Raw genomic sequence first — 12,652 nt, 5'->3', positions numbered from 1 at the left:
ACCACGGGCCGCCCCCGGGCGTCCTCGGGGACAACACCGCACGAAAGGCAGGTTCACGGCATGGACATCCTGAGCTGGATCATCCTGGGGCTGCTCGCCGGCGTCATCGCCAAGGTGCTGCTCCCCGGCCGTGACCCCGGCGGGCTGATCGGCACGACGCTCATCGGCATCGCGGGCGCGTTCGTCGGCGGCTGGCTCTCGGCCCGCTACCTGGACCGGCCCATCAGCAACGAGTTCTACGACGGCCCCACCTGGCTGGCCGCCATCGGCGGCTCACTGGTCCTGCTGATCGCCTACCGCATCCTGTTCGGCCATTCCCGCTCGCGCTGACCGCCGTTGACGTCCGGTCACTCCCGCCCGCGCCCGGGGACGGCGGTCAGTCCGCGAGCCCCGTCTCCCGCAGCGTGATGTTCAGCCGGCCCGACCGCAGCCCGCTCGCCGGGTCGGCCGTACCGGGCAGGACCCGCGGCACCCCGTGGAACGCGAACCGCGACGGCCCGCCGAAGACGAACAGGTCGCCCGACACCAACTCCACGTCCCGGTACGGGCGGTTCCGCGACCCGGTGTTCCCGAACCGGAAGACGCAGGTGTCCCCGATGCTCAGCGACACCACCGGCGCGCCGGACCGTTCCTCCTTGTCCTGGTGCATGCCCATCCGGGCCGCCCCGTCGTAGAAGTTGACCAGCGCCGCGTCCGGGGCGTAGCCGTCCGCCGCCCCGTCCCCGTACGCCGCCACCAGCGCCGCCCGCCCCAGCTCCGCCAGCAGGCCGGGGAACGGGGCCACCCGGGCGCCGTTCACGTCACCGGCCGTCCGCGTGTACCGGTACGGCTGCCAGTGCCACCCCAGGCACACCGTCCGCACCGACATCACGCCCCCGCCCGGCAGCACCGTGCGGCGCATCGGCACCGGCCCCCGCGCCCACTCCCGGCACGCCCCGACCAGTTCCCGCCGGCGCTCCACCGGCAGCCAGCCCGGCACGTGCACCGCGCCGGGGGCGATCTCCGCCCGCTCGCGCTCCCGGGGGTGCCCCGCCGGCCCCGCCGGGCTCTCGACGTCTCCCAGGGCGAACAGTCCGTCCGTCACGGTACGAGCGCGCCTTCCAGCCCCAGCAGCCGCTCCTTGCGCTCCAGACCGCCCGCGTACCCGCGCAGCGCCCCGTCCGCGCCGATCACCCGGTGGCAGGGCCGCACCACCAGCAGCGGGTTGCGCCCGATCGCGGTCCCCACCGCCCGCACGCCCACGCCCGGCGACCCGACGCGCGCCGCGATCTCGCCGTACGTCACGGTCGTGCCGTACGGGACCTCCTCCAGCGCCCGCCACACCCGCCGCTGGAACGGGGTGCCGGCGTCGGCGTACACCAGGTCGAAGCGGGTCAGCCCGCCCGCGAAATAGGCCCGTAGCTGCTCCGCCACGTCCTCGAACGCCCCGGGCGCGTGCCGCCAGCCCTCGCGCACGACGGCCCCGCCCTTCTGACCGGGCAGGGAGAGCGAGGCGAGCGCGGTCCGGCCGCCGTCCGCGGACTCCTCGCCGGTCAGCAGCATCTCGCCCAGCGGGCCGTCGACGTACGCGTACAGCGTCATGATCCGTTCCCTTCCCTCGCGTCCCCGCCACCAGTCTGGGTCCGCCCCGCCCCCGGGGCTGGCGGGATTCGGACACGACGGTGCGCCGGCCCGCCGGCCCCGCACAGGGGCGGGGGCGGACCGGCCGCAGCCGCGTCCGCCCCCGATCCGCCCGCTGTCCGGGCCGCCGGCGCCCCGGTCCTACCGGTAGTTCACGAACTGGAGGGCGAAGTCGAAGTCCTGCCCCTTCAGCAGCGCGATCACGGCCTGGAGGTCGTCCCGGCTCTTGGAGCTGACCCGCAGCTCGTCGCCCTGCACCTGCGCCTTGACGCCCTTGGGGCCCTCGTCGCGGATGATCTTCGCCACCTTCTTGGCGTTCTCCTGGGAGATGCCCTCCTCGATCGAGGCGAAGATCTTGTACTCCTTGCCGGAGAGCTGCGGCTCACCGGCGTCCAGCGACTTCAGCGAGATACCGCGCTTGATCAGCTTGGACTCGAACACGTCGAGGATGGCCTTCACCCGCTCCTCGGAGTTCGCCTGCATCAGGATCTTCTCGCCGGACCAGGCGATGGAGGCCCCGACGTTCTTGAAGTCGTAGCGCTGCGAGATCTCCTTCGCCGCCTGGTTGAGGGCGTTGTCGACCTCCTGCCGCTCGACCTTCGAGACGATGTCGAAACTGGAGTCGGCCATGTCCTGTGGCTCCTTGGGTCGCGTGCGTAGGGGTGCGTAGAGGTACGTCCGGGCTCGCCGGACCGCCACCGCAAAGCCTAGCCATGCCACCCGCCACGAGTGCTGATCAATCCGGTGGCGGAGCACCCCCGGGCATCAGGTATCGTTTACGTCGTTGCCGAGGAGCACCGCCGAAAAGCGGTCACGCCCCTCGCGACATCCCATGGCGGTGTGCCCGAGTGGCCAATGGGAGCGGACTGTAAATCCGTCGGCTTAGCCTACCCAGGTTCGAATCCTGGCGCCGCCACGCGATGAACGGCCCCTGATCTGCGGAAACGCGATCAGGGGCCGTTCTCGTACGCGCGGAACGCCTCCGACGTCCGGCGGTTCAGTCGGCCAGCCGGAAGGCCAGCTCGATCTCCCACTTCGACGGGTCCGGCTCCACGCGCGGGTCCGTGCGGTAGGACTCGGTCCGGCAGCCCCAGCGCTCGACGCCGTCCACCACCCGCATGTCCCACTCCAGCCCCCGCTCGCCGGCCCACTGGCGCAGCGCGGCCGCCGCGGCGGGCAGCCCGTCGGGATGGCCGGTGCGGGTGAGCGTGGCGTAGCGGCCGGCCGGGAGCAGCGCCACACCGATGTCGCCCTCCGGATCGGGCACCGGCGGCACGACCGGAACGCCGGCCTCGACGACGGTCTCGCCCGCCGGGTCCACCGTCGTGAAGCGGAAGAAGGGCGCGCCCGCGCGCTCGATGCCCCGGGCCGCCAGCCACCCCACCAGCTCCGGCAGCCGGTCGGCGATCTCCGCGAACCCCTCCGCCGTCACGGACCGGCGCATGAAGACGTACGGCCGCTCGGGCCGTTCCACCACGACCGGCTCGGGGAACATCATTCGCCCGCGACGGCCTTCACCGCGACCGAGACCGGCACCGACCCGCTGACCAGCTCCAGCGTCAGCCCCGCCGTCGCCGGCGTCTCCACCAGCTCGGCCAGCACCGCCGCCACGTCGTCGCGCGGCACCGGCCCGCGCCCGGTCGACGCCTCCAGCCGGACCAGCCCGGTGCCCGCGTCGTTCGTCAGCATGCCGGGCCTGAGGATCGTCCAGTCCAGACCCCGCTTGGCCCGTACGTGGTCGTCCGCCGCGCCCTTCGCCCGCAGGTACGCGTCGAAGACCTCGTCCCCGGCGCGGTCCGCGTCGGCGCCCATCGACGACACCACCACGTAGCGCCGCGCTCCCGCCCGCTCCGCCGCGTCCGCGCACAGGACCGCCGCGCCCCGGTCCACGGTGGCCTTGCGCTCGACGCCGCTGCCCGGGCCGGCGCCCGCCGCGAAGACCACCGCGTCGGCGCCCGACAGGGCCCCCGCGACCGCCTCCACGGTCACGGACTCCAGGTCCATCACGACCGGTTCCGCCCCCGCATCGCGCAGGGCGTCCGCCTGTTCCGGGTTGCGGATGATGCCCGCGACCTCGTGCCCGCCCGCCGAGAGCAGCCGCTCCAGCCGCAGGGCGATCTGACCGTGTCCTCCAGCGATGACAATGCGCATGCTCCCGACCGTACGACGCCGGGCCGCAAAGCGCTCACGGACGGGCGTCCGGCCGTCCCTGGCGCGGCAGTTCGAGTGCCGCCGCCGAGTCGCAGTACTCCCGCACCGCGCTGGTCCGCGCCACCACCCGGCCGCGGTGCACCACGATCCGGCTGTACGCCAGCGACAGCACGCCCGACAGCCGCTCCCCGCGCACCGCCAGCAGCTCCGCCGGGAACCCCGCCTCCACCCGCACCGCGGGCAGCCCCATCGCCTCCCGCGCGGCCCCGCTCACCGCCCGGTACGCCTCCGTCGGGCCCAACCCGCCCTGGGAGGCCAGCAGGTACGCCGCCTCCAGCGGATCGCCCCGCCCCACCGGGTTGGCCACGTCCCGCAGCGCCCCGCTCCCGGCCGCCACCCGCACCCCGGCCGCCCGCAGCAGCCGCACCGGCGCCACGCCCCTGACCTCCGTACCGCCGCAGCCGCCCTGCGGCAGGCACACCACCGCCACCCCGGCCGCCGCGAGCTGGTCGGCCGCCCGCCCCGCGGCGTCCCCCGGGAGGCGCCCCAGCGCCCCGCACGGGCCGATGGTGACCCCCGGCCGCAGCCCGCCCGCCATGGCCGCCAGCCGCGCGAGGCGCGCCGGGTCGTCCCCGTCGGTGTGCAGGTCGACCGCGCAGCCGTGCTCGGCCGCCACCTCCAGCACGGCCTCCGCGTACCCGGCCGGGTCCGGGTCCAGGTCCGGCCGGCCGCCCACCACGCCGGCGCCCATCTTCACCGCGTCGCGCAGCATCGCCAGCCCGTCCGCCCCCGCGACCCCGGTCAGCAGCCGCGGCACGGCCACCGCCGTCAGGTCCGCCAGTCCGCGCAGCGACCGCCGTGCCTGGAGGACCGCCTCCAGCGGGCCGAGCCCCTGGACGTCGCCGATGCGCACATGGGCGCGCAGCGCGGTGGCGCCGTGCCCGACCTGGAGCAGCGCGGCCTCGGTGGCGCGCCGCTGGACGTCCTCGGTGGCGTACGACACGGGGCCGGGGCCGTCGGCGCTGAGCGCGGTGTCGGCGTGTCCGTGCGGCTCGGCGGGGGCGGGCAGCAGCAGGTAGCCGGCCAGGTCGACGCGGGCTCCGTGGGCGGGCAGGCTGCCCGCGGTGCCCACGGCTTCGATGCGCCCGCCGGCGAGCCGTACGTCGACGGTCCGGCCGTCGGTGAGACGGGCGCCGCACAGCAGCAGGGCGGTGGTGTCGGCGGTGGCGCCCTCGGGCGGCTGCGGCTGCTGGCTGTCGGAGGACATCGGGCTCCTGACGGGCTCGGGGGCTCGGTGGCTCGGGCGCGGTCCGTGGCGGGGCTGCCGGGCCTGGGGGTGTGCGGATGTACTGGTGCGATCACACAGCGTGAGGCGAGCCTAGGGGCGGTCCGACCGGGCATCGAGGAGGAGCCGAATAGTCGTACCGGCGCGGGGCACGCGTGGCGCGTGTGACGTGGGTGCCGGTGTGGACGGCGAGACGTCCGGACCCCCTTCCCGGAAGGCCTCCCGGCCCCCCGGGAAGGGGGTCCGGGGTGGGTCCGGGGTGGGTCCGGGGCGGGGCCGGGCAGCCGCCGGGAATCGGATTTGGGCGAACGGCGGCCGACCGTGTAATGTCTTCATCGCTCGCCCCAATAGCTCAGTCGGCAGAGCGTCTCCATGGTAAGGAGAAGGTCTACGGTTCGATTCCGTATTGGGGCTCTGGTGCGGTAGCCCTCACCTTCGGGTGAGGGACTCCGTATCAAAGCGGTGTAGCTCAGTCGGTAGAGCAAGCGGCTCATAATCGCTGTGTCACCGGTTCAAGTCCGGTCACCGCTACACACAGTAGCCGATTGTGGGGTCGGTCCTTCGATCGGCTACTCTTTTATGCGTTCATCCGTCCAACGTCCGTCCAAGGAGCACTCACGTGGCTGCCACCGACGTCCGCCCGAAGATCACGCTGGCCTGCGTGGAGTGCAAGGAGCGGAACTACATCACCAAGAAGAACCGGCGTAACAACCCGGACCGTCTTGAGATGAAGAAGCACTGCCCGCGCTGCAACGCGCACACCGCGCACCGCGAAACGCGCTGAATCAGGCTCGTACACGAGGCCGTCCCCGTCAGGGGGCGGCCTCGTGTCGTTTGTTCGAAGACCCATCCAGGGAGGTAGCGAGTTCATGGCGCTCGATCAGTCCTTCGTGGGGCGGACCTATCCGCCCACCGCGCCGTACGAGGTCGGCCGGGAGAAGATCCGCGAATTCGCCGAGGCGGTCGGGGACGCGAATCCGGCGTACACCGACACCGAGGCCGCCAAGGCGCTCGGCCACCCGGACGTGATCGCGCCGCCGACCTTCGTGTTCGCCATCACGTTCAAGGCCGCGGGCGAGGTGATCGCCGACCCGCAGCTCGGGCTGGACTACAGCCGGGTGGTGCACGGCGACCAAAAGTTCGCCTACACCCGGCCGGTACGGGCGGGGGACCGGCTGACGGTCACCTCGACCATCGAGGCGATCAAGTCCCTCGCCGGCAACGACATCCTGGACGTCCGCGGCGAGGTCCACGACGAGGCCGGCGAGCACGTGGTGACCGCCTGGACCAAGCTCGTCGCCCGCGCCGTCGCAGAGGAGGCCTGAGACCATGACCGCGAAGATCGCGTACGACGAGGTCGAGGTCGGCACCGAGCTGCCGGCGCAGAGCTTCCCCGTGACGCGCGCCACGCTGGTGCGCTACGCGGGCGCCTCCGGGGACTTCAACCCGATCCACTGGAACGAGAAGTTCGCCAAGGAGGTCGGGCTGCCGGACGTCATCGCGCATGGCATGTTCACCATGGCCGAGGCGATCCGCGTGGTGACCGACTGGACCGGCGACCCGGCGGCCGTCGTCGAGTACGGGGTCCGGTTCACCAAGCCGGTCGTCGTGCCCAACGACGACACGGGCGCGCTGATCGAGGTCAGCGGCAAGGTCGCCGCCAAGCTGGACGACAACCGGGTGCGCGTCGACCTGACCGCCATGAGCGCCGGCCAGAAGGTGCTGGGCATGTCCCGCGCGGTCGTACGGCTCGCCTGACCGGACACCCGGGGTGCCGCGGCGGCCCCGCCGCCGCGGCCCCCGGCGCACCGCGCCCCCCGCACCCGCTGCCGCCGGGGGCGGCGGCACCGCACCGTAGGCTTGGGCGCGTGCAGGAACTTCATGACGCCCCCCTCGCCCCGTTGACCACCTTCCGGCTCGGCGGCCCCGCCGTGCGGCTCGTCACGGCCACGACCGACGACGAGGTCGTCGCCGTCGTGCGCGAGGCGGACCGGACCGGGACCCCGCTGCTGCTCATCGGCGGCGGGTCCAACCTGGTGATCGGCGACAAGGGCTTCGACGGCACCGCCCTGCGCATCGCCACCCGGGGCTTCGTCCTGGACGGCACGCGACTGGAGCTGGCGGCCGGCGAGGTCTGGACGGACGCCGTGGCCCGCACGGTGGAGGCCGGACTGGCCGGCATCGAGTGCCTGGCCGGGATCCCCGGCTCGGCCGGCGCCACCCCGATCCAGAACGTGGGGGCGTACGGCCAGGAGGTCTCGTCCACCATCACGGAGGTCGTGGCCTACGACCGCCGCGCCGGCGAGACGGTGACCCTCCCGAACGCCGCGTGCGACTTCTCGTACCGCCACAGCCGCTTCAAGGCCGAACCCGACCGGTTCGTCGTGCTCCGCGTCCGCTTCGAGCTGGAGGACGCCCAGGGCCTGAGCGCCCCCGTCCGGTACGCCGAGACGGCCCGCGTCCTCGGCGTGGAGCCCGGCGACCGCGTCCCGGCCGCCACCGCCCGCGAGACGGTGCTCGGCCTCCGCGCCGGCAAGGGCATGGTCCTGGACCCCGAGGACCACGACACCTGGTCGGCCGGCTCCTTCTTCACCAACCCGATCCTGGAGCAGCGGCAGTACGAGGAGTTCCTCGGCCGCGTCCACGACCGCCTCGGCCCGGACGTCACCCCGCCCGCCTTCCCGGCCGCCGACGGCAGGGTCAAGACCTCGGCGGCCTGGCTGATCGACCGGGCGGGCTTCACCAAGGGCTACGGCACCGGCCCCGCCCGCATCTCCACCAAGCACACCCTGGCCCTGACCAACCGCGGCGACGCCACCACCGAGGACCTCCTGGCCCTCGCCCGCGAAGTCGTCGCCGGCGTGCGCGACGCCTTCGGCATCACCCTCGTCAACGAACCGGTCATGGTCGGCGTCTCCCTCTGACCCGGCGGACGCCCCCCGGGCGGCTCAGGCGCCCGGGACGTCCGCCAGCCAGTCGTCGACGCCCGCCAGCAGCTTCGCCCTGACGCCCTCGGGGGCGGCCGAGCCGCGGATGGACTGGCGGGCCAGCTCCGCCAGTTCCCCGTCGGTGAACGCGTGGTGCACGCGCGCGATCTCGTACTGCGCCGCCAGCCGCGACCCGAAGAGCAGCGGGTCGTCCGCGCCCAGGGCCATCGGCACCCCCGCCTCGAAGAGCGTGCGCAGCGGCACGTCCCCGTGCTTCTCGTAGACCCCCAGCGCCACGTTCGACGCCGGGCACACCTCGCACGTCACGCCCTTCTCGGCCAGCCGGCGCAGCAGCCGCGGGTCCTCCGCCGCCCGCACCCCGTGCCCGACGCGCGCCGCCCGCAGGTCGTCCAGGCAGTCCCGCACGGACGCCGGACCCGTCAGCTCGCCCCCGTGCGGGACGGCCAGCAGCCCGCCCTCCCGCGCGATCGCGAACGCCCGGTCGAAGTCCCGCGCCATCCCGCGCCGCTCGTCGTTGGACAGCCCGAACCCCACCACGCCCCGGTCCGCGTAACGCACCGCGAGCCGGGCGAGCGTACGGGCGTCCAGCGGGTGCTTCATCCGGTTCGCGGCCACCAGGACCCGCATCCCGAGCCCCGTCTCCCGGGAGGCGCTCTCCACCGCGTCCAGGATGATCTCCAGCGCCGGGATCAGACCCCCCAGACGAGGGGCGTACGAGGTCGGGTCCACCTGGATCTCCAGCCACCCCGACCCGTCCCTGACGTCCTCCTCGGCCGTCTCGCGCACCAGCCGCCGGATGTCCTCGGGCTCCCGGAGGCAGGACCGGGCGATGTCGTACAGCCGCTGGAAGCGGAACCAGCCCCGCTCGTCGGTGGCCCGTAGCTGCGGCGGCTCGCCGCCGGTCAGCGCCTCGGGCAGATGGACGCCGTACTTGTCGGCGAGCTCCAGCAGGGTCCCGGGCCGCATCGACCCGGTGAAGTGCAGGTGCAGATGGGCTTTGGGCAACAGCCGCAGGTCTCGTACGTGCTCCATTGAGGGATCTTGCCAAAACCGCCGCCCGCGCGGGAGACCCTTTCACCGATCGGGTGCCCCGGGGAACGGAAAAGCGGGCCCCGGTGAGTCCGGAACCCGCTTCGCCTTCGTGCCCGTACGCCTCAGTCGCGCGCTTCCGCCAGCAGCTTCTGCATCCGCGACACGCCCTCGACCAGATCCTGGTCGCCCAGCGCGTACGACAGCCGCAGGTAGCCCGGCGTGCCGAACGCCTCGCCCGGGACGACCGCCACCTCGGCCTCGTCCAGGATCAGCGCGGCCAGCTCCACGGACGTCCGCGGACGCTTGCCGCGGATCTCCTTGCCCAGCAGCCCCTTCACGGACGGGTACGCGTAGAAGGCGCCCTCCGGGGTCGGGCAGTAGACGCCCTCGATCTCGTTGAGCATCCGCACCATGGTCTGGCGGCGGCGGTCGAACGCGGCCCGCATCCGAGCCACCGCGTCCAGGCTGCCCGAGACGGCGGCCAGCGCGGCGGCCTGTGCGACGTTCGACACGTTGGAGGTGGCGTGCGACTGGAGGTTCGTCGCGGCCTTCACCACGTCCTTCGGGCCGATGATCCACCCCACGCGCCAGCCGGTCATGGCGTACGTCTTGGCGACGCCGTTGACCACGACGCACTTGTCCCGCAGCTCCGGCAGGATCGCCGGCAGCGAGGTGAACGTGGCGTCGCCGTACACCAGGTGCTCGTAGATCTCGTCGGTCATCACCCACAGGCCGTGCTCCACGGCCCAGCGGCCGATGGCCTCGGCGTCGGCCTCGGTGTAGACCGCGCCGGTCGGGTTGGACGGCGAGACGAACAGGACCACCTTCGTCCGCTCGGTGCGGGCCGCCTCGAGCTGCTCCACGGACACCCGGTAGCCGGTGGTCTCGTCGGCGACCACCTCCACCGGGACGCCGCCCGCGAGCCGGATCGACTCGGGGTACGTCGTCCAGTACGGGGCCGGGACGATGACCTCGTCGCCCGGGTCCAGGATGGCGGCGAACGCCTCGTAGATCGCCTGCTTGCCGCCGTTGGTCACCAGCACCTGGGAGGCGTCGACCTCGTAACCGGAGTCCCGCAGCGTCTTGGCCGCGATGGCGGCCTTCAGCTCGGGCAGGCCCCCGGCCGGCGTGTAGCGGTGGTACTTCGGGTTGCGGCAGGCCTCGACCGCGGCCTCGACGATGTAGTCGGGGGTCGGGAAGTCGGGCTCACCCGCGCCGAAGCCGATCACCGGACGCCCGGCGGCCTTGAGGGCCTTGGCCTTGGCGTCCACGGCGAGGGTCGCGGACTCGGAGATCGCGCCGACTCGGGCGGAGACCCGGCGCTCGGTGGGAGGGGTTGCAGCGCTCATGCGGCCCATGGTCCCAGACCCGTAAAGGGCGCGGCACGCGCGTTCCGGCGTGCGGACGGCGGGACGGAAGCGGGGTGCGCGGGCCGTGTCAGGAGCTTTCTGTTCGACGCGGCGCCGCTGACCACGTACACTCTCTGCTCGTTGGCCCTCACCGACCACCTCCTGGGATGCGGTAGGTTGGGGGAGAACGACAGAGGGTCGTAGCTCAATTGGTAGAGCACCGGTCTCCAAAACCGGCGGTTGGGGGTTCAAGTCCCTCCGGCCCTGCTACACACACCGCCAGGTTGTGTGCGCAGGTATGTACTTCATTGCACCGCCGTGCGGCTCCACCCGGGCGCGGCACGGCCGACCCGGAATCAGGTGAGAGACGTGACGGATGCCGTAGGCTCCATCGACATGCCTGATGCCGAGGACGAAGCACAGGAGTCGAAGAAGAAGGGCCGCAAGGGCGGCAAGCGCGGAAAGAAGGGCCCGCTGGGCCGTCTCGCGCTCTTCTACCGGCAGATCGTCGCCGAGCTGCGCAAGGTCGTGTGGCCGACTCGCGGCCAGTTGACGACGTACACGACCGTCGTCATCGTCTTCGTCGTGATCATGATCGGTCTGGTGACCGTGATTGACTTCGGCTTCCAGGAAGCAGTCAAGTACGTCTTCGGCTGATCCCGCGGAGGGCGCCCACCCCGGCGCCCCTTTTCGCATGTTCCACCCCATCTGTATCCAGGAAGAAGCAGCCACCGTGTCTGACCCGAACCTGAACGAGTCCGCCCAGGACGAGCTCGACGTCGTCGAGGCGGCCGACGAGGACCAGGCGGAAGCTGCGGACGCCGCTGTCGGCGAGGCCGCCGAAGAGGCCGCGCTCCGCCTCGAGGCCGAGGCCGAGGGCGCGGACGAGGAGCCCCTCGAGGCCGACCTGACCGTCGAGGAGGGCGAGCCCGCCGAGGCCGACGCCGCCACGGACGAGGTCGAGGCCGAGGTCGAGGACGAGGACGAGGACGGCGGGGCCGAGGAGGAGCCGGCGGCTCCGGTCGACCCGGTCGCCGCGCTCCGCGACGAGCTGCGCGGTCTGCCCGGCGAGTGGTACGTCATCCACACCTACGCGGGCTACGAGAAGCGCGTGAAGGCCAACCTGGAGCAGCGTGCCGTCTCGCTGAACGTCGAGGACTTCATCTACCAGGCCGAGGTCCCCGAGGAAGAGATCGTCCAGATCAAGAACGGCGAGCGCAAGAACGTCCGGCAGAACAAGCTGCCCGGTTACGTGCTCGTCCGCATGGACCTGACGAACGAGTCCTGGGGCGTCGTCCGCAACACCCCCGGTGTCACCGGCTTCGTGGGCAACGCCTACGACCCGTACCCGCTGACGCTGGACGAGATCGTCAAGATGCTCGCCCCCGAGGCCGAGGAGAAGGCCGCCCGCGAGGCCGCCGAGGCCGAGGGCAAGCCGGCTCCGGCCCGCAAGGTCGAGGTCCAGGTGCTGGACTTCGAGGTCGGCGACTCGGTCACCGTCACGGACGGCCCGTTCGCCACCCTCCAGGCCACGATCAACGAGATCAACGCCGACTCGAAGAAGGTCAAGGGCCTCGTCGAGATCTTCGGCCGCGAGACCCCGGTCGAGCTGAGCTTCGACCAGATCCAGAAGAACTGATCCCATAGGTTTCCGAACAGGTCAGACCGGGCTTGACGCCCGTTCTGACCTGCTCGGTTTTTGGCCGCGCATGGATACCCGTTATCGTTGTGCGGTATGCCTCCATCCGGATGACGTCGGATGGCGGCTGAAAACTCTCACTAGGACCCGGAGAGAGCAATGCCTCCCAAGAAGAAGAAGGTCACGGGGCTTATCAAGCTCCAGATCCAGGCCGGCGCGGCCAACCCGGCTCCGCCGGTCGGCCCCGCCCTGGGTCAGCACGGCGTCAACATCATGGAGTTCTGCAAGGCCTACAACGCCGCGACCGAGTCGCAGCGTGGCATGGTCGTGCCGGTGGAGATCACGGTCTACGAGGACCGTTCCTTCACCTTCATCACCAAGACTCCGCCGGCCGCCAAGCTGATCCTCAAGGCCGCGGGTGTGGACAAGGGCTCCGGCGAGCCGCACAAGACCAAGGTCGCCAAGCTCACGAGCGCCCAGGTCCGCGAGATCGCCTCGGTCAAGCTGCCCGACCTCAACGCCAACGACCTGGACGCCGCCGCGAAGATCATCGCCGGCACCGCCCGCTCCATGGGCATCACGGTCGAGGGCTGAGCAGCCCCCGTACGACCTGTGGGAGGGCCACGCG

Annotated in this window: 16 protein-coding genes and 4 tRNA genes; 12 read left to right on the top strand and 8 right to left on the bottom strand. The window is 72.3% G+C overall.

What is annotated here, in order from left to right; genetic code table 11:
• The first annotated feature begins 60 nt into the window (after window positions 1–60).
• Entirely contained in the window at window positions 61–330 is a 270-nt protein-coding gene (locus ACF068_RS04100) for a GlsB/YeaQ/YmgE family stress response membrane protein (protein ID WP_392272549.1), read from the top strand.
• A 46-nt stretch (window positions 331–376) separates the two neighbouring features.
• Here the strand turns inward: ACF068_RS04100 and ACF068_RS04095 are convergent, their stop codons facing one another.
• The 3 genes from ACF068_RS04095 to ACF068_RS04085 all read right to left on the bottom strand — a co-directional run bounded on the left by ACF068_RS04095 (window position 377) and on the right by ACF068_RS04085 (window position 2,250).
• A complete protein-coding gene (locus ACF068_RS04095) occupies window positions 377–1,063 on the bottom strand; it encodes an alpha-ketoglutarate-dependent dioxygenase AlkB family protein (protein ID WP_392272693.1) in 687 nt (228 codons plus the stop codon).
• Window positions 1,064–1,080: 17 nt separating this feature from the next.
• Window positions 1,081–1,581 carry a methylated-DNA--[protein]-cysteine S-methyltransferase gene (locus ACF068_RS04090; protein WP_392272548.1) on the bottom strand — a complete coding sequence of 167 codons (501 nt, stop codon included), beginning with the start codon at window positions 1,579–1,581 and terminating at the stop codon, window positions 1,081–1,083.
• A 180-nt stretch (window positions 1,582–1,761) separates the two neighbouring features.
• Window positions 1,762–2,250, bottom strand: a complete 489-nt coding sequence (locus ACF068_RS04085) for a YajQ family cyclic di-GMP-binding protein (RefSeq protein WP_064069978.1) — start codon at window positions 2,248–2,250, stop codon at window positions 1,762–1,764.
• 204 nt (window positions 2,251–2,454) lie between these two features.
• On the opposite strand from ACF068_RS04085, the gene ACF068_RS04080 reads away from it, so the two are divergent.
• Window positions 2,455–2,536 (top strand) — tRNA-Tyr (locus ACF068_RS04080).
• A gap of 81 nt (window positions 2,537–2,617) precedes the next feature.
• Here the strand turns inward: ACF068_RS04080 and ACF068_RS04075 are convergent.
• From ACF068_RS04075 to ACF068_RS04065, 3 genes are read right to left on the bottom strand one after another with little or no spacing between them, the layout of a single operon-like run.
• Entirely contained in the window at window positions 2,618–3,118 is a 501-nt protein-coding gene (locus tag ACF068_RS04075; protein ID WP_392272547.1) for a GyrI-like domain-containing protein, read from the bottom strand.
• On the bottom strand, window positions 3,115–3,771 hold the full coding sequence (locus tag ACF068_RS04070; RefSeq protein WP_392272546.1) for an SDR family oxidoreductase: 657 nt from the start codon (window positions 3,769–3,771) through the stop codon (window positions 3,115–3,117). Before ACF068_RS04070 ends, ACF068_RS04075 begins: the two co-directional genes overlap by 4 nt.
• 34 nt (window positions 3,772–3,805) lie before the next feature.
• Window positions 3,806–5,038, bottom strand: a complete 1,233-nt coding sequence (locus ACF068_RS04065; protein WP_392272545.1) for a hydrolase — start codon at window positions 5,036–5,038, stop codon at window positions 3,806–3,808.
• 359 nt (window positions 5,039–5,397) lie between these two features.
• Here ACF068_RS04065 and ACF068_RS04060 point away from each other — a divergent pair.
• From ACF068_RS04060 to ACF068_RS04035, 6 genes are all read left to right on the top strand, one after another.
• Window positions 5,398–5,470, top strand: a tRNA-Thr gene (locus ACF068_RS04060).
• A gap of 44 nt (window positions 5,471–5,514) precedes the next feature.
• Window positions 5,515–5,587 (top strand) — tRNA-Met (locus tag ACF068_RS04055).
• Between the two features lie 88 nt (window positions 5,588–5,675).
• A complete protein-coding gene (rpmG, locus tag ACF068_RS04050; protein ID WP_003948671.1) occupies window positions 5,676–5,840 on the top strand; it encodes a 50S ribosomal protein L33 in 165 nt (54 codons plus the stop codon).
• Between the two features lie 85 nt (window positions 5,841–5,925).
• Complete coding sequence (locus ACF068_RS04045) at window positions 5,926–6,381, top strand: MaoC family dehydratase N-terminal domain-containing protein (protein ID WP_392272544.1); 456 nt, start codon at window positions 5,926–5,928, stop codon at window positions 6,379–6,381.
• 4 nt (window positions 6,382–6,385) lie between these two features.
• Complete coding sequence (locus ACF068_RS04040) at window positions 6,386–6,814, top strand: MaoC family dehydratase (RefSeq protein WP_392272543.1); 429 nt, start codon at window positions 6,386–6,388, stop codon at window positions 6,812–6,814.
• A 110-nt stretch (window positions 6,815–6,924) separates the two neighbouring features.
• Window positions 6,925–7,980 carry a UDP-N-acetylmuramate dehydrogenase gene (locus tag ACF068_RS04035; RefSeq protein WP_392272542.1) on the top strand — a complete coding sequence of 352 codons (1,056 nt, stop codon included), beginning with the start codon at window positions 6,925–6,927 and terminating at the stop codon, window positions 7,978–7,980.
• Window positions 7,981–8,004: 24 nt separating this feature from the next.
• On the opposite strand, the gene ACF068_RS04030 is transcribed toward ACF068_RS04035, so the two are convergent.
• Together ACF068_RS04030 and ACF068_RS04025 are read right to left on the bottom strand one after the other, a co-directional pair.
• Window positions 8,005–9,036: an adenosine deaminase gene (locus tag ACF068_RS04030; protein ID WP_392272541.1), complete on the bottom strand. Its 1,032-nt coding sequence runs from the start codon at window positions 9,034–9,036 to the stop codon at window positions 8,005–8,007.
• A 122-nt stretch (window positions 9,037–9,158) separates the two neighbouring features.
• Entirely contained in the window at window positions 9,159–10,385 is a 1,227-nt protein-coding gene (locus tag ACF068_RS04025; RefSeq protein WP_392272540.1) for a pyridoxal phosphate-dependent aminotransferase, read from the bottom strand.
• 194 nt (window positions 10,386–10,579) lie between these two features.
• On the opposite strand from ACF068_RS04025, the gene ACF068_RS04020 reads away from it, so the two are divergent.
• The 4 genes from ACF068_RS04020 to rplK all read left to right on the top strand — a co-directional run bounded on the left by ACF068_RS04020 (window position 10,580) and on the right by rplK (window position 12,618).
• Window positions 10,580–10,652 (top strand) — tRNA-Trp (locus ACF068_RS04020).
• A gap of 102 nt (window positions 10,653–10,754) precedes the next feature.
• Window positions 10,755–11,042 carry a preprotein translocase subunit SecE gene (gene secE, locus ACF068_RS04015; protein WP_392272539.1) on the top strand — a complete coding sequence of 96 codons (288 nt, stop codon included), beginning with the start codon at window positions 10,755–10,757 and terminating at the stop codon, window positions 11,040–11,042.
• Between the two features lie 76 nt (window positions 11,043–11,118).
• Window positions 11,119–12,024 (top strand): transcription termination/antitermination protein NusG, encoded by a 906-nt coding sequence (gene nusG, locus ACF068_RS04010; protein ID WP_392272538.1) that lies wholly within the window; start codon window positions 11,119–11,121, stop codon window positions 12,022–12,024.
• Between the two features lie 159 nt (window positions 12,025–12,183).
• Entirely contained in the window at window positions 12,184–12,618 is a 435-nt protein-coding gene (gene rplK / locus ACF068_RS04005; RefSeq protein ID WP_392272537.1) for a 50S ribosomal protein L11, read from the top strand.
• Window positions 12,619–12,652 lie beyond the last annotated feature (34 nt).

The organism is Streptomyces sp. NPDC016309, assembly GCF_043077235.1.
In the GTDB taxonomy this organism is placed as follows: domain Bacteria; phylum Actinomycetota; class Actinomycetes; order Streptomycetales; family Streptomycetaceae; genus Streptomyces.
This window is presented reverse-complemented; position numbering and strand designations above follow the sequence as displayed.